The organism is Salmonella sp. NW1250 (genome assembly GCF_051812965.1).
Lineage (GTDB): Bacteria > Pseudomonadota > Gammaproteobacteria > Enterobacterales > Enterobacteriaceae > Salmonella > Salmonella enterica.
Genome location: NZ_JAMNDD010000010.1, coordinates 110,418 through 127,140 on the forward strand (window position 1 = coordinate 110,418; position 16,723 = coordinate 127,140).

General features: G+C 54.2%; 14 protein-coding genes. All 14 read right to left on the reverse strand.

Features of this window, described 5'->3' with window-relative positions; genetic code table 11:
• Nucleotides 1-44 precede the first annotated feature (44 nt).
• On the reverse strand, nucleotides 45-2,237 hold the full coding sequence (sinH, locus tag NBA72_RS17405; protein WP_042948333.1) for an intimin-like inverse autotransporter SinH: 2,193 nt from the start codon (nucleotides 2,235-2,237) through the stop codon (nucleotides 45-47).
• Between the two features lie 345 nt (nucleotides 2,238-2,582).
• Complete coding sequence (locus NBA72_RS17410) at nucleotides 2,583-2,804, reverse strand: zinc ribbon domain-containing protein (RefSeq protein WP_000406465.1); 222 nt, start codon at nucleotides 2,802-2,804, stop codon at nucleotides 2,583-2,585.
• Nucleotides 2,805-2,892: 88 nt separating this feature from the next.
• The gene (gene der, locus NBA72_RS17415; protein ID WP_000249411.1) at nucleotides 2,893-4,365 is read right to left on the reverse strand and encodes a ribosome biogenesis GTPase Der; all 1,473 of its coding nucleotides are present in this window, start codon (nucleotides 4,363-4,365) and stop codon (nucleotides 2,893-2,895) included.
• Between the two features lie 116 nt (nucleotides 4,366-4,481).
• Entirely contained in the window at nucleotides 4,482-5,660 is a 1,179-nt protein-coding gene (gene bamB, locus NBA72_RS17420; RefSeq protein ID WP_001177072.1) for an outer membrane protein assembly factor BamB, read from the reverse strand.
• Between the two features lie 10 nt (nucleotides 5,661-5,670).
• A complete protein-coding gene (locus tag NBA72_RS17425) occupies nucleotides 5,671-6,291 on the reverse strand; it encodes a YfgM family protein (protein WP_000409190.1) in 621 nt (206 codons plus the stop codon).
• Between the two features lie 13 nt (nucleotides 6,292-6,304).
• The gene (gene hisS, locus NBA72_RS17430) at nucleotides 6,305-7,579 is read right to left on the reverse strand and encodes a histidine--tRNA ligase (RefSeq protein ID WP_001107139.1); all 1,275 of its coding nucleotides are present in this window, start codon (nucleotides 7,577-7,579) and stop codon (nucleotides 6,305-6,307) included.
• A gap of 110 nt (nucleotides 7,580-7,689) precedes the next feature.
• Complete coding sequence (gene ispG, locus NBA72_RS17435; protein ID WP_000551804.1) at nucleotides 7,690-8,808, reverse strand: flavodoxin-dependent (E)-4-hydroxy-3-methylbut-2-enyl-diphosphate synthase; 1,119 nt, start codon at nucleotides 8,806-8,808, stop codon at nucleotides 7,690-7,692.
• Nucleotides 8,809-8,834: 26 nt separating this feature from the next.
• Nucleotides 8,835-9,833: a cytoskeleton protein RodZ gene (rodZ, locus tag NBA72_RS17440; RefSeq protein WP_042948329.1), complete on the reverse strand. Its 999-nt coding sequence runs from the start codon at nucleotides 9,831-9,833 to the stop codon at nucleotides 8,835-8,837.
• A gap of 291 nt (nucleotides 9,834-10,124) precedes the next feature.
• On the reverse strand, nucleotides 10,125-11,291 hold the full coding sequence (locus NBA72_RS17445; protein ID WP_000003206.1) for a bifunctional tRNA (adenosine(37)-C2)-methyltransferase TrmG/ribosomal RNA large subunit methyltransferase RlmN: 1,167 nt from the start codon (nucleotides 11,289-11,291) through the stop codon (nucleotides 10,125-10,127).
• 206 nt (nucleotides 11,292-11,497) lie between these two features.
• A complete protein-coding gene (ndk, locus tag NBA72_RS17450; protein WP_000963846.1) occupies nucleotides 11,498-11,929 on the reverse strand; it encodes a nucleoside-diphosphate kinase in 432 nt (143 codons plus the stop codon).
• Between the two features lie 120 nt (nucleotides 11,930-12,049).
• Nucleotides 12,050-12,913 carry a 4Fe-4S binding protein gene (locus tag NBA72_RS17455; protein ID WP_023221405.1) on the reverse strand — a complete coding sequence of 288 codons (864 nt, stop codon included), beginning with the start codon at nucleotides 12,911-12,913 and terminating at the stop codon, nucleotides 12,050-12,052.
• The gene (locus NBA72_RS17460) at nucleotides 12,913-13,722 is read right to left on the reverse strand and encodes a dimethyl sulfoxide reductase anchor subunit family protein (RefSeq protein ID WP_042948328.1); all 810 of its coding nucleotides are present in this window, start codon (nucleotides 13,720-13,722) and stop codon (nucleotides 12,913-12,915) included. Before NBA72_RS17460 ends, NBA72_RS17455 begins: the two co-directional genes overlap by 1 nt.
• Complete coding sequence (locus tag NBA72_RS17465; RefSeq protein ID WP_042948326.1) at nucleotides 13,715-14,344, reverse strand: DMSO/selenate family reductase complex B subunit; 630 nt, start codon at nucleotides 14,342-14,344, stop codon at nucleotides 13,715-13,717. Before NBA72_RS17465 ends, NBA72_RS17460 begins: the two co-directional genes overlap by 8 nt.
• Complete coding sequence (locus tag NBA72_RS17470) at nucleotides 14,341-16,719, reverse strand: DmsA/YnfE/YnfF family dimethyl sulfoxide reductase (RefSeq protein ID WP_042948324.1); 2,379 nt, start codon at nucleotides 16,717-16,719, stop codon at nucleotides 14,341-14,343. The genes NBA72_RS17465 and NBA72_RS17470 overlap by 4 nt, the downstream gene beginning before the upstream one ends.
• Nucleotides 16,720-16,723: the final 4 nt, after the last annotated feature.

The window sequence follows — 16,723 nt, forward strand, 5'->3', positions numbered from 1 at the left end:
TTTCTCAAAATTCAGCGGCTGGCTGGTCAGCCATAACGCTGACGCTATTTCTGGCTATACGTAACGCGTATGCCGTAACCCTGAACGCCATCTTCCTCGTTGGCGGCAAACTTCTGCGCCGCCTCTTTATTGGTTACTGGCAGGACAAGATCTTCATTCATGGTGTTGGCCAACGCGCCGGTATGTCCGTTTGTACTCTGCCCGGTAAACTCCCACTGGTAGTCGTACAGCGCCATCTCTTCTTCCGTGAGCTGCTCGGACATCTGAAAAACATTGTCTTTATTCTTGTCGCGCCACAGCAGGAAACGGTAAGCATTATTGACCGTAGGGTGCTTATCTTCTTTGCCGATAAGGTTGACAGGGTTGGCGGCTTTGACCTGATAAATCACCGCATTCAGCGCGCTCAGGCTGTCGCCGATAAAAGTGACATCAACGTAGTTACTGTCGCCATAGGCGTCTGCTTTCGCCTTCCAGCGGAAAGTGCCCGGCAGGGTGCTGGAAAGCGTCACCGTCCCCGCTTCTTTATCACGGCTGGCAATAAACACGCAGGGGGTTTCCGTGGTGCAGGGCGTCTGGGCCAGGGTGACTTTTTTATCATTGCTGTCGTACAACACGGGCGTCATGGTATCGTCCACCAGTTCGTTACCATTGCGATCCGTGGAGTCGCCAAAGGAATCGGTGATCAGCAGATCCATCACCACGCCGTCTTCGCCATCGGCCAGCGCGCTGGCTTCATGGCTGTGATCGCTGCGATCGGTATCGGCAATGTTGTCGACGATCAGCTCAATTTTGCGATCCTGCTGGACGGTGATTTCCACCACGCCAGAGTTCTGCTTATTGCCCTTTTCGTCTTCCAGCGTCATGCGTACTTTCCAGGTGTTCAGGGCGGTGCGCTGCTCTTCGGTATCGGCGTTAACCCAGGCAGGAAGCACCAGATTCCAGCTGTTATTGTTGCCTTCGGTTAACGCATTAGCTTTTACTACCGGCATCACCAGCGTACGGGCGGCGTTGTTTTTCGCCTGCCAGGAAGCAGAAATAATTTTGTAATGGTGGTTAATCAGCGCATTGACCGTCCACTTACATTTCTCCAGCCCCACCGCGGCCTCAGGCGTATCTTCAATCACGCATTCCGGGTGTTCGTTGGTGGCGTCAGCCTTCAGCCACAGCGTGACGTCCAGCGGATCTTTCTCGCGATATTCGAGAATGATGAAATTGTTGCGATCGACAAAATCGGTGCGGCTGCCCATTAAGGAGTGCTGAATTTTAACGTTTTCCGGATCGAGTTGCGCCGCTAGCGGCGTGCCTATCTGGTAGTTCACGGTCGCGTTAACGCTAAAATCGTTACTATCGCCAGTACCAGCTTTGTAATCCGTACCAACCGTGACCAGCGGTACCGGCGTATATTCCAGCCCCAAAGTGACGGCATGAGGATCTTTTTGCAGATTATCGGTGCCAAACAGCGCTACTTCATCGCCGTAGTACTGTTCGTAAACTAATTTAGCGCCAAGCTGCGGATAAAACGGCAGCCAGCTTTCCATGCGGATATCCCAGCCGCGCGCGGGTCGTTCTTCATAAAAGTCGAAATCTTCGGAGTCTTTCCAGTCAGAAAGAGGATGGTAATAGTTGCCGGAGAATTTCAGGTAATCTGTCCAGGCTTCGGTTCCCAGACCTAATCGACGGTGACCGCGTGTAAAATCGTAGTCATAGAATGCGTTGCCGCCAAGCAGCCAGTTGCCGACGTTCTGGCGCACGCCAAGCCCAAAGTTACCAATGGTGCGGTCTTCCTTACGCTGGGCAGAAATCTGGCTAAAGAAAAGCGTGCTCTGATTGTCATACCAGGGAATAAAATAATCCAGCGAACTGCCGTCCAGATCGCCGCCTTCGCCCACGGTGAGGCTGGTACGGATCTTGCCATAAGGTGACATTACGCCTTCAAGATATGACTGTGCTGAGGAAGTGATTTGGTTTTGCAAATAGCTACGCGCCTGGGATTCCAGCGCTTCCGGGGTGAGATTATCAAAGCCCTGGGTGGCGGAATTAATAAAGTAGTCAGCGCCCTGTTCTTTAAAGGACTTTCCTTTATTTTCCTGTTCTTCTTTTTTGGCGGATTCGCTGGCTAAATCAGGCAGAGAGGAGTGGCTTTCATCATTTGCAGATACAGAGTTATCTGCGCCGGAAGCCGCAACCGATACTCCAGACACTAATAGCAAAACCAGAATGCGAATCCTTCGCACCATATGATATCCCTGTCGTTAAATAAACACGCCTCGATGAAAAGATATTATATGGATGATTCAGATGGAATCATAACTAACAGACCTAAATATATTCCTAAAAAGAAAAGTTTAATATGAAACAGACTTATAATATTGATATAATAAATAAAAAGAAGGCTGTTATTTATTTCTAATATTAATTTTTGGGAATAATATTCTCTATAAATAATTGAATCAATAAAAAGAATAAAATAGCCGTCGGGCAGGAGACTATGCTGATATTACGGGAGTATCGAATAACGCTTTTGCCCTTAGCCGGATAAGACGTCGGCGCCTCTGCTCTGCGGCGCAACGTCGACAGCGGTTTTATTGATCGGAAATGACGAAGTTAACCCGTTTTTTTGAAATTAAACCATGGCCGTTCTGGCAAAAATAGTCCACTGCGCCGCAGGCTTTCAACACCTGTAACGGCTGGCGGCAGTCAGGACAAATTGCCTGTAACGAGAAATCTTTAGCGCATGTCTCGCAATGCGCAGTATCGCCATTGCGCTCCAGCGCGTGATGGCAAACGGGGCAGGTTATTTCCATAACATTCTCCTCAGGCGCGTGACTCACTTTTACTTGAAAGGCCTGATAGCGCAGCGCTTGTCAGGCCTGGAATATTACTGAAAAAGCATTACTTGCTTTTCTTGATATGTTTCATCAGACGCTTACGTTTGCGCATTTGCGTTGGCGTCAGTGTGTTACGCTTGTTCGCATACGGGTTCTCCCCTTCTTTAAACTGAATGCGAATCGGCGTCCCCATCACTTCCAACGACTTGCGGAAGTAGTTCATCAGATAGCGCTTATAGGAGTCTGGCAGATCTTTTACCTGGTTGCCGTGAATAACCACAATCGGCGGGTTATAGCCGCCAGCGTGGGCATATTTCAGTTTCACACGGCGACCGCGCACCAGCGGCGGCTGATGATCTTCCACCGCCATCGTCATGATACGGGTCAGCATCGCAGTGCTCACCCGGCGAGTGGAGCTGTCGTAAGCCTCGCGTACGGACTCAAACAGGTTGCCGACGCCGCTGCCATGTAGCGCAGAGATAAAATGGACGCGGGCAAAGTCAATAAAGCCCAGACGGAAATCCAGCGTCTCTTTCACCTGCTCTTTGACTTCCTGGCTCAGGCCATCCCATTTGTTGACTACGATAACGAGTGAGCGCCCACTATTGAGGATAAAGCCCAGCAGAGACAAGTCCTGGTCGGAGATCCCCTCGCGCGCATCGATAACCAACAGTACGACGTTAGCGTCTTCAATCGCCTGCAACGTTTTAATCACCGAGAACTTTTCTACCGCATCGGTGATTTTTCCGCGCTTACGCACTCCCGCCGTGTCAATCAGCACATATTCCCGTTCGTCGCGTTCCATCGGGATATAAATGCTGTCGCGAGTGGTGCCCGGCATGTCGTATACCACCACGCGCTCTTCACCGAGAATACGGTTAGTGAGTGTGGACTTACCTACGTTCGGGCGACCGACAATCGCCAGCTTGATCGGCAGGCTTTGCGGGTCAAAATCATCTTCCGGCGCTTCTTCGCCATTTTGTTCCGCCTCAAACTGCGCCCAGTATTCCGCGTCTTCATCCACCTCTTCCTGCGGCGCGACATCATCCATCCACGGCAGAAGCACATGTTCCAGCAGGCTCAATACGCCGCGACCATGTGAGGCGGCGATAGGGTAAATTTCGCCTAATCCCAGCGAGTAAAAATCGACAACCGCCTGATCGGGATCGAGACCATCTGTTTTATTCGCCACCAGGAAGGTCGGTTTTTCACGGGAACGCAGATGTTTGGCAATCGCTTCATCCGCCGGCATCAGGCCAGCGCGCGCATCTACCATGAATAACACTACATCCGCTTCTTCAATCGCCAGCAGCGACTGTTCCGCCATCCGCGTTTCGACGCCGTCTTCGGTGCCGTCAATACCACCGGTGTCGATACAGATAAACTCGCGGCCTTCAACCTCCGCACGACCGTACTTACGGTCACGAGTCAGACCCGGGAAATCCGCAACCAGCGCATCTCGGGTGCGGGTCAGACGGTTAAATAGCGTGGATTTTCCGACGTTAGGGCGCCCGACAAGCGCGACCACAGGTACCATGTTTAAAGCCTCATTAAAAAAATCATCAGACAACGCGCGCATTTTGCGCCATTGTTAAAAACAGGAAAACGGCCCCTACACCAGGAGCCGTTTTTTAAAACGCACAACCGTGACGATTAACGCGTAATCGCGTAGACCGTACCGTCTTTGGCCTGGATGAGCAGTTTACCATCCGCCACCGTCGGTTCGGTCAGGAAACCGGAACTGTCTACTTTTTGTTGGGCCACAAAACGCCCGTCATCAACATTAATCCAGTGCAGATAACCTTCGCTATCGCCGACGACTAAATCACCATTATACAGCACCGGGGAGGTCAGCAAACGGTGCAGCAGATCGCTTTGCGTCCACAGCGTTACGCCGCCGTCAGTGGTCAGCGCCAGCACGCGATCGTTCTGATCGACCAGGTAGATACGGTCGCCGTCGACGATAAAGTCATTGACCGAACCCAGCTCGCGTTTCCACATAATCTGACCACTGCGCAGATCCAGCGCCGTTAAGTTACCATTATACGCCAACGCGTAAACGACGCCGTTTACCACAACCGGCGTGGTATCAACGTCGCTCAGGCGGTCAATTTCCGTTGGGCCAGTGGCCTGGGAGATACGCTGTTGCCAAATCATCTGGCCTTGTTGCATCAACACGGCGCTGACGCGGCCATTATCACCACCAACAATAGCCGCGCCGAACGCGGTTGCCGGCGCAGATTCGCCGCGCAGCGACAACGAAGGCATATCCAGGTTCACCGTCCATTTAATGGCGCCATCCGCCTGATTTAGCGCCTGCAACTGACCGTTGCTGGTATGGATAAGGACGATTCCATCACTGACAACCGGGCGAGACAACGCTTCGCCTGCGACCTTCGTCTGCCATGCTGTAGTGCCGTCGCTGGTATTTAGCGCATAAACCTCGGCCTTTTCACTGCCGATATAGACGTGACCGCCCGCGACCGTGACGCCGCCGGACAACAGCGCGGACGAACGAGAGAACCAGCCGTCTTTTTCGCCCAGATTCACAGACCAGATCTCTTTGCCATCATCCGCATTGAGCGCTTTTACCACGCCCGCGCGATCGGCTGCATAGACCACGTTATCTGCCATTACCGGATGAAGGTTAGAATAAAATTCGCCAATTCCGTTACCGACAGAGGTGCTCCAGACAGTGGTCGGGGTAAACTGGTTTTCAACCTGCGGTAATGGAGACATCTTGACGACATCTTCTTCGCCGCTAAACAGTGAACAGCCGCTGAGCAGGGTAACGGAAAGCAACCCTGGCAGAAGTAATTTACGCAATTGCATCGGGTCCCTCTCAGATGGACAAATTATTGATTTTCATCTGCATCATTTCGCTCAACGCCGGAGAAGCATCGCTATTGACGCCCGCTTCCCATGCGCTGCGCGCGCCTTTTTTATCACCCTTACTCAGCAACGCTTCGCCGCGCAAATCAGCGACAATGGCCGTCCATCCTTCGCCTTTAACGGCATCCAGAGTTTTCAGCGCGGCGTCAGCTTGCTTAAGCTGTAACTGAACGCGAGCGAGACGCAGATTAATCACCGCTTTGAGATTTTCATCGCTGGTGGCCGCCAACCCCTGCTGCAACTGGGCTTCGGCTTTTTTAAGTTCATTCTTATCCACAAACTGCTGCGCCAGTTCCATAGACGCCAGCGCACCATAGGTATTTTTATTCTCAGCCGCGAATTTTTCAGCGGCGGGAATGCTATCCGGCTTATCGGCGCTTACCGCCGTCACCGCATTTTGATACGCCAGAGAAGCAGCACGCGCGGACTCCGTCTGATGGCTGCTCCAGTAACGCCAGCCAACCAGCGCGCCAACCCCTAAAATCACTCCGACAGCCAGCGCTTTGCCGTTTTCGGCAAAGAAGCGTTTAATCGCATCCACCTGGTCGTGTTCGTTCTCGTAAATTTCCACGCTGTCCTTCTCCTTAGCCCAATAAAGTGCGCAAATGCGCGGCGACGCTGTCCTGCGCCACTGCCGTTTGCTCACCGGAGCGCAAATCCTTCACTACAACAGTCCCATCGGCGACTTCAGATTCGCCAAGAACCAGTGCAATACGGGCGCCCCACTTATCGGCGCGGGCAAACTGTTTCTTAAAGTTGCCGCCGCCGTGGTTTGTCATTAGCTTCACGCCTGGCATTTCATCGCGCAGCCGCTCCGCCAGCGTCATTGCCGCAGACTGCGTTTGTGCGCCGGCAGCTACCAGGTATATATCGACAACAGGAGAGGCAATAAATTCCGGATTAACTGCCTGAACTAACAAAACAAGTCGTTCCAGGCCCATCGCAAAGCCCACTGCCGGGGTAGCGCGACCGCCCAGTTGTTCCACCAGACCGTCATAACGACCACCCGCACAGACGGTGCCTTGTGACCCCAGACTGTTTGTTACCCATTCAAATACGGTGCGGTTGTAGTAATCCAGACCGCGTACCAGACGCTGGTTGACGGTGTAGGCAATCCCCGCCGCGTCCAGCAATTTACACAGGCCGGCAAAGTGCTCGCGTGAATCGTCATCGAGATAGTCGCCGAGAGCGGGCGCGTCGTTGAGCAGCGCCTGCACGTCCGGATTTTTTGAATCCAGCACGCGCAGCGGATTGGTATACATACGGCGTTTGCAGTCTTCGTCCAGCGTCTCTTGATGCTGTTCGAGGAACGCGACCAGCGCATCGCGATAGTTCGCACGCGCCTCTAATGAACCAATAGAGTTCAGCTCCAGGCTAACGTGGTCAGCGATGCCCAGCGCGCGCCACCAGCGTGCGGTCAGCATAATCAGCTCCGCGTCAATATCCGGGCCTTGTAAGCCGAAGACTTCGGCGCCTAGCTGATGGAACTGACGGTAGCGGCCTTTTTGCGGACGCTCATGACGGAACATCGGGCCGATATACCACAAACGCTGTTCCTGATTGTACAGGAGACCATGTTCGATGCCGGCGCGTACACAGCCCGCCGTACCTTCAGGGCGCAATGTCAGGCTATCGCCGTTGCGATCCTCAAAGGTGTACATCTCTTTTTCAACCACGTCAGTAACTTCACCGATCGCACGTTTGAATAACGGGGTCTGCTCTACAATCGGCAAGCGGATTTCACTGTAACCGTAGCTGCCGAGCACGTTTTTGAGTGTGCCTTCAATGCGCTGCCAGATGGCGGTTTCGCCAGGCAGATAATCGTTCATGCCGCGAATGGCTTGAATGTTTTTTGCCACGTTTATTCTCTTTCTGAATATAAAAATGAACCCTCAGCGCTTCCCCGAACGAACCGGGAGCCATGCGGGTTCAATCATACACGGGAAGCGCGCCGCTTCCCATCACGTTCTTATTTTTCAACCTGCAGCACGTCAATCCGACGCGCTTCATCAAGTTGACTTGCTTTCGCGCGAATACGGGATTCAAGCTGCGCGATCATATCGTCGTTATCGAGTCTGTCCTTACGCACGCCGTCTTCATACAGGCCGCTTTTCTTATTGCCGCCCGTCACGCCCAGCGTCGATACCAGCGCTTCGCCCGGTCCGTTCACCACGCAACCGATGATCGAGACGTCCATCGGGGTGATGATATCTTCCAGACGCTGCTCCAGCGCGTTCACCGTGCCGATAACGTCGAACTCCTGGCGAGAACAGGTCGGGCAGGCGATGAAATTGATGCCGCGCGCGCGAATGCGCAGCGACTTCAGAATATCGAAACCGACTTTGATCTCTTCCACCGGGTCGGCCGCCAACGATACGCGCAGCGTGTCGCCGATGCCTTCCGATAACAGCAGGCCTAAACCGATCGCCGACTTGACCGCCCCGCTACGCGCGCCGCCCGCTTCGGTGATCCCCAGATGCAGCGGCTGATCGATCTGTTTAGCCAACAAACGATAAGACTCAACGGCAAGGAATACATCGGACGCTTTTACGCTCACTTTGAACTGATCAAAGTTTAGACGATCGAGATGATCGACATGGCGCATGGCTGATTCCAGCAGCGCCTGCGGCGTCGGCTCACCGTATTTTTCCTGCAGATCTTTTTCCAGCGATCCGGCGTTTACGCCGATACGAATAGGGATGTTTTTGTCGCGCGCGCAGTCCACCACCATACGAATACGTTCTTCGTTACCGATATTGCCGGGGTTGATACGCAAGCAGTCAACGCCGTATTCCGCTACTTTCAGCGCAATGCGGTAGTCGAAGTGAATATCGGCAACCAGCGGGACGTTAACCTGCTGTTTGATAAGCTTAAACGCTTCGGCGGCGTCCATGGTCGGTACAGAAACACGAACAATATCTGCGCCAACGCGTTCCAGCGCTTTGATCTGATTAACCGTCGCTTCCACGTCAGTGGTACGCGTGTTAGTCATCGACTGGACGGCGATGGGGGCGCCATCGCCAATCGGCACATTCCCTACGTAAATACGTGTCGATTTTCTACGTTGAATCGGAGCCTGGTTATGCATGAAAAATCTCCCGCGTTACCCGTCTGTTACTGCGCCGGTGTCGGTTCGGCATTAAGGGTCAGACGCGCAACCTGATTAGTTCTGATAAAGCGGCTCAGATCGACAGGTTTTCCTTGATACTGGATCTGCACCGCGGCCGGCGCGCCAATTTTAAGTTTATAAGGCGCCTGACCGGTTAGGTTTAAATTACCATCTTTACGCTGCATACCGCTAAACAGCTTCTTACCCGTGGCGTCAGTGACTTCGAGCCAGCAGTCAGCGGTAAAATTCATCACCAGCGCGTTCGGATCGGCAGCAGGCGCCGCTACGCCAGCCTGACTGGTCGGCAGCGCGGACGGCGTCTCCGTTGCCGCTGGCGCGGCAGATGTCGCAGCCGTATCGACATTCGCCTGCGAAGGCGCGACTACCGTATTTTGCGTCGCCGCCGCCGCTGGCGTTTGCGTCGCCGCCGTCGAATCAACCGGCGTCGCAGGCGCCGTAGCCGTTTGCGCTGGCGTCGTATCCTGGCTTGTCGCGTCACGGGTGTCCAGCGGTACGCTTTGGCCGCTGTCCTTATCTGCGTTCAGTTCAGCCGTGCTTTGATCGGCCATTGTCGTGATCTCTTCCTGCTGCGCCTTATGGTTCTGCCACCACCAGGCGCCGGTCAGCCCTACGACCACAAACAGTACCAGCCAGGTAAAAGACATTAACCAGCCGTCGCGTTTTTTACGACGCTTTCCTAATGAGAAACTCTGCATCGGGGCGACTTTGGCGGCGCGCAGCGGGGCCTGCTTTTCCAGCCCCGGCAACAGTTCCTCTTCTGGAACATGCACCAGACGCGCATATGAGCGGATATATCCGCGCAGGAAGGTTGAAGCAAGATCGGACGGCGCCTTATCTTCTTCAATATCGCGTACCGTAGAAACCTTCAGGCAAAGTCGCTCAGCGACAGCCTGCTGGCTGAGTCCGAGTTGTTCACGGGCATTGCGCAGACGAACGCCGGTGGTTTGTGCTTCATTTTGGTCGTGCGTGGCTTCAGTATTCATTCGCTACAGCTACAGGTACGTGTAAATTAGGATTCAGGCGCCGACGAGCCGTAATGCCCGCCCACACCGCGAAACATCAGGTTAGTTAACCTTAGTCAGACAGTATAAGCCTGTCAGGCCGCAGATGACAAAACCGCTAAGACACAAGGCTAAACTCTTGTTGCACCATTACATACTGCCTTAAAGTCGACAAAAACGCACCGTTATTATTGACCAGACAAGTACAACGCCAGACATTATTCAACTGACATTGCGCCACGGTATAATGAATGCACCGTGGCGCAACTGCTATCAAATAGCCTTGATGTCAATCACCTCTCCCTGCATACGCTTACGCAGGGTACGTTTGGTACGGTCAATCACATCGCCAGCCAACTGTCCGCATGCCGCATCAATGTCATCGCCACGCGTCTTGCGTACGATGGTCGTGAAACCATAACTCATCAAAACTTTAGAAAAGCGATCGATACGGCTGTTAGAGCTGCGGCCATACGGCGCGCCAGGGAACGGGTTCCACGGAATCAGATTAATCTTGCAAGGCGTCTCTTTTAATAGCTCCGCCAGTTGATGCGCGTGTTCAGTGCCGTCGTTGACGTGGTCAAGCATCACGTATTCAATCGTCACGCGCCCCTGATTGGCGTTGGATTTCTCCAGATAGCGGCGAACCGCGCCCAGGAACGTTTCGATATTGTATTTTTTGTTGATCGGGACGATTTCGTCGCGAATAGTGTCATTCGGCGCATGTAAGGAGATAGCCAGCGCGACATCTATCATATCGCCCAGTTTATCCAGCGCAGGCACCACGCCGGACGTTGAGAGCGTGACACGACGTTTGGACAGGCCGAAACCAAAGTCATCGAGCATAATTTCCATCGCCGGTACGACATTGGTCAGGTTAAGCAATGGCTCGCCCATCCCCATCATGACCACGTTGGTGATCGGACGCTGGCCGGTGACTTTGGCCGCGCCGACGATTTTCGCCGCACGCCAGACCTGACCGATAATTTCCGATACGCGCAGGTTGCGGTTAAAGCCCTGCTGCGCAGTTGAACAAAACTTGCACTCCAGCGCGCATCCTACCTGTGAAGAGACACACAGCGTAGCGCGGTCGTCCTCCGGGATGTAGACCGTTTCAACGCGCTGATCGCCGACAGCAATCGCCCACTTAATGGTGCCGTCTGAGGAACGCTGCTCTTCAACGACCTCCGGCGCGCGGATTTCCGCGACCTCTTTTAATTTGCCGCGCAACACTTTGTTGATGTCGGTCATCTCATCAAAATTATCGCAGCAATAGTGATACATCCATTTCATCACCTGATCGGCGCGGAAAGGTTTTTCACCTAAGTTTTTAAAAAACTCGCGCATCTGCTGACGGTTGAGATCCAGCAGGTTGATTTTTGTTTCGTTGTTAAGAACTACCGGGGTACTGCTTTCAGGTGTGACAATTTGTTCAGACATATGCTATTCCGGCCTCGTTATTACACGTTATGGCCCCTGGAGGGTTGAAAAAAGAAACGCCCCGGTAAGCTTACTGCTCGTCCGGGGGCGCTGCATTGTACAAATTCTGGCGTAAGGATGCCACGTCTGCACGCGGCATTAGCAAAAATAATATTTGAACCGATAATTTATCGCCAACGCATTTACAGCGTGAAAGACGAAGGAGATTAACGGGTGCGCGGGCACACTTCGCCTTCACCGAAGAAAAAGGCGATTTCGCGCTGCGCGGATTCCAGCGAATCCGAACCGTGGGTGCCGTTTTCAGTTAAGCTATCAGCGTAGTCGGCGCGCAGCGTACCCGCCAACGCGTTCGCCGGGTTGGTGGCGCCAAGCAGATCGCGGTGACGCTGTACCGCATTTTCGCTTTCCAGCACGGATACCACGATAGGGCCAGAGGTCATGAACTCCACCAGACCGTCAAAGAACGGCTTACCGTCGTGCTCAGCATAGAAGCCGCGCGCCTGCTCAACGGTCAGGTGCAGCATTTTAGTACCAACAATTTTGAACCCTGCAGCTTCAAAGCGCGCAAAGATGCTGCCAATAACGTTTTTTGCCACCGCGTTGGGTTTAATGATGGAAAAAGTCCGTTCAATAGCCATGTTTACCTCTGAAATATGTTCTGTTGTTATGTCAGGCGCGGATTATAAAGAGCATCCCATCAATTGCCTATGGATGCAGGTAACATTTTTTTAAAATAAAATGAGCATTAGCAACAAAAGTTAAAGGCGCACAGCAAACTCAGGGGACTGACACAGCACGCAGTGCGTGTGTTCAGGCGTGAGAGCATGGAAAGTACGTTTGCAGCTTTCGCAGATGAGCGTATGCACCGCACTATGCCGCGTTAAGGCGGGTTCCACGTCAAACCGCAGCCGCAGCGCCTGATGCGGACATACCGCCGCACAGCCGCCGCATCCCGTACAACGCGCCGCCGCTATCGTCAGGGTATTGTCGTCAAACTGGATAACGTTCTCCGGGCAGCTTCGCCAGCAGGCACCGCACATCCTGCACTCTTGCGGACTGATTTCGGGTACGCATTCGCTGAACGCGGAAAACGCCTGTCTGAGACGCCGTTTCCCCGGCTCGACGGCGCACGGGGTAATGGCGTCGCGCGGAACATGAAACAGAGTGCGCCGCGAGGCGTTAATCTCCGCGCCGACAACGTGTTTGAAAGACCAGCCCGGCTCGCCGTAGCGGCGCAGCGCTAAATTTAGCCCCGCCAGCGCCATCAGCCACTGCGCCGATCGCTCCACCGCAATATCAATAAAGCGAATACCGTACTGGCTGTGCCAGAGAAGCAGTTCATCGACCGTTGGCGCCTGTAGCGAAAACGGCCCCACCAACGTATCCCCCTGCACAAAGCGTTTAACCGGTTTGATACCGGTAATGGCGTCAACAGGACAGACAAACAGACAGTCGCCACAGGCTATGCAGCGTGTCGTATCTATGCTGACCTGCCCCTGCGCCAGCGAAAACGCCTGCGCCGGACAAACATCGGCGCAAGCGCGGCAGGAAGAAAAACGAAAGCGACGACGGACGCAGGCCTGCGTCACGTCTACCGCCGGATCGATCGTCAGGTTAACCATCAGCCAATACTAAAGAAGACGTAGCGCAGCATAATCTCGCCGAGAAGCAGCAATACGCTGCCCGCCACCAGCGTCCCTCTGGCGTTTCGCAGACCGCCTGCGGCAAAGCAGAGCATTCCCGCCGCTGAGACACACCAGCCGAGAAGATAGACGTCACGCAACTGCGCCAGCGCCTGTAGCGGATGATGCGGGAAAGTGACGACCGTCGTATCCACCGCATTAATATCCGCCAGCCATAGCGGCTGCATGATCAGGCGAATCAGCACCATCAGTGCGACCACTACCACAGCGCAGCGCATTGCGGCGCCAGCGTTGCGCAGATAAGTCAGCGCAATGACTACCGAACCGATAATGCCTGACGTGCCAAAAAACAGCGCCAGCGTGTTGCTATGCTGCCAGGTCGCCACCGAGGCATGGATATAAACCTGCGCCATGCAGAATACATCCACCAGCCCAAACGCTGCCGCCAGCGCCAGCAGCGGCTGCCAGCCTGGCTTTCGGAAAAACAGCAGCACAACCCCTAGCCCCAGCGCCGCCAGATAAAGGCTGGCAAAGACGATTTCGCGACTCAGCCACGAACTGGCGACATGACGTAACGCATTTAGCGCATTCAGGGGATAGCCCATGTGCAGCGCTGAAGCAAGCAGCCCCACGCAGGCCAGTACAAACGCCCCCGCCATCGCGGGAAGCGCGCCGCGTGCAGGCACGCGTCCCTCTACGGCGTACTGGCGGCCCAACGCCAGCCACAGAGTCACGCCCACAGACCCTTGCAAACAGAGCGTAAAAATCAGCAGCGGTAACTCATGCATGGCGTTTACCCTCTTTTTCTGCGCCCTGATGCGCTTTGACAACCAGATTAGGCTTGGTTATGGATGAATCTGGCAGCCCGTTAACGTCGCATACGCTACCGTACTTCGCGCGCAGTTCATCAATCGGGCCAAACTTGATGGCCTCCAGCGGACAGGTCGCAACACAGACGGGCGGTTCACCTTTCGCCAGTAAATCAACGCACATGTCGCACTTGGACATTTGGCCGGTCTGCTCGTTAAACTGCGGCGCGCCGTAAGGGCAGGACCAGGCGCAATAGCCACAGCCGACGCATTTGTCGGTATCAACGCGCACGATGCCGTCGCCCGGGCGTTTATGCATAGCGGTAGTCGGGCAATTTTTAGTGCAGACAGGGTCCACACAGTGGTTGCAGGAAATGGAAAGCGTATAAGCAAATACGTTATTGCTGACCCCGCCCTGCCCGGTCGGGATGAAACTTCCGCCCTTGACTTCATAGACGCGGCGGAAACGACGGCCTACTTCCAGATTGTTTTTGTCTTTGCAGGCCACCTGGCAGGCTTTACAACCGGAGCAGCGTGAGGAGTCGATGAAAAATCCCAGTTGTTTATCGCTCACCGGCGGGTAATGTGTAAACTGACTCATGCTTTAGCCACCTCCACCAGCATGGTTTGATGTGAATTTCCCTTCGCCAGCGCGGTAATACGGGCCGAGCTGAGGACGTTCGCACAGCCACCTTTATCAATACCGTTCTCATCCGGCTGCCACCAGGCGCCAGCCTGCATTGCGACAACGCCGGGAATAATGCGCGGCGTCACTTCCGCCGGGATTTCGCAAATCCCGCGTGAGTTATGAATGCGCACCATGTCGCCATGTGTAATGCCGCGCGTTTGCGCATCCTGCGGGTTGATCCACAATGTCTGCTGCTGCACTTCAATCAGCCACGGGTTAGCGTATTGCGTTGAGTTGGCGCGGTTTTTTCCTTTCCACGTAATTAACTGGAGCGGAAAATCTTTCGCCAGCGCATCCTCCGGGCCTTCATGCGCGGGAACGTAGTGCGATAACGCCGGGATTTCCGGATGCTGCATGTCGTACAGGCGCTTCGAGAAGATCTCTATTTTCCCTGACGGCGTCGGGAACGGATGATTTTCCGGATCGCGAATATTGTCTTCAAAGGCGATAAATGGCGCGCTTTTGAACAGATGCTGACGGGTCTTTTGCAGCGTGGCGAAATCCGGCAGATTTTCGTCCGGCATCGCCAGGCGCGTCTGTTCCCAGATGTGTTCAATCCACGCTTTCTCATCGCGCCCCTGGCTAAATTCATTCTCAATGCCTAATTTCGCCGCCACCTCACGTAGCCAGTCGTAGTCGGAGCGCCGCTCAAATTCAGGCTCGATCAGTTTTTCAGAGAGTATCAGGTAGCTTGCCGTGCCCCAGGTTTCACCGATGTTCCAGCGTTCCATAAAGCTGGTTTCCGGCAGCAGTAGATCAGCGTATTTCGCGCTCGGCGTCATAAACAGATCGCTGGCGACAATAAACTGGATCTTTGATTCATCCTCCAGTACGCGTACCGCCTGGTGCAGATCGGGGTTCTGATTCGCCAGATAGTTCCCGGCCAGCGAGAACAGAATACGGATGTTACTGTCCAGTTTATCGGCATCTTTCAGCCCCATATCCGGCGTCACTTTGCTGGCGTCGTCTGCGGCCTGCACCCAGTTCATCACCGAAATTTTGGCTTTTACCGGGTTATCCGGCATCTCCGGACCCGCGGCGAATTTACGGTTAGCGCAGCCGCCGTAACCCGCAGCCCAACCGCCTTTGATGCCGACATTACCGGTAATGGTCGCCAGTAGAGTCGAGCCGCGCGCGGTGCGCTCGCCGCAGTTGTGGCGCTGTGGTCCCCACCCCTGAATCAACGCGGCGGGTTTGGTATTCGCGTAATCACGCGCTAACTGGCGAATGGTTTGCGCCGGCACATGGGTGATCTTTTCCGCCCACTCGGGAGACTTAACGACACCGTCTTTGGCGCCGGTCAGATATGCCACCAGCGATTCGTTAGCCGGTACGCCTTCCGGCATTGAGTCTTCATCAAAACCGATAGCGTAGCGCGCAATAAATGCGCGATCGTGCAGATTCTCGCTGATGATGACGTACATCATCGCGTCCATCAGCGCATTGTCGGTGGTGGGCAGTAGCGGGATCCACTGATCCGCCAGCGACGAAACGGTGTCGGAATAGCGCGGATCGACCACGATAAACCGCGTACCGTTCTGCTTCATCTTCTGCAGGAAATAGTTGGTATGACCAAAAATGGTCTCCGTCGGGTTATGGCCCCACAGAATCACCAGTTTGGTGTCCAAAAGCGTATCCAGCGAACTGCCGCTGGCGGCAATGCCGTAAGTATAAGGCGTCGCGGCCGCCGTGTTGCCCATACTCACAGAATGGTAGCTTTCGAGATAGCCGCCGGTCAGATTCAGCAGGCGACGCGCCATTTTATCGCCGGAAAAGGTGCCGCCGGAAACGGCGGTGCCAACATGAACATAGCGCGAAGCCGGGCCATATTTTTCAGTAATCGATTTTAAATTATCGGCGATTAAGGTTGTCGCTTCATCCCAGGAAATTCGCTCGAACTTTCCTTCACCGCGTTTTCCTACGCGCTTCATGGGATATTTAAGTCTGTCAGGATGATAAACAAATTTACGGTATGCGCGTCCACGAACACAGGCACGCATCACCGGCATTTGCGCATCCAGCGCATTATCCGGTCGCGTTGAAATTCGCGTCACGATACCGTCACTAACATGCGCCCGAATATCGCATTTACCCCCGCAGTCAAAAGTGCTGCATGTCTGAACGACTTTTTCCGCAGGCCTGTTTTCAGTTGCCGTCACAGCGCGCGCCTGAGCGGTAGCTGGCGAGGAGACAAACGGTAACGCAATAAGCGCGGAGCTGGCCTGGATAAAGTGGCGGCGAGAAATAGCGGGCTGTTCGCCATTTCCCTGGCTTTTTATATTTTTCATGATC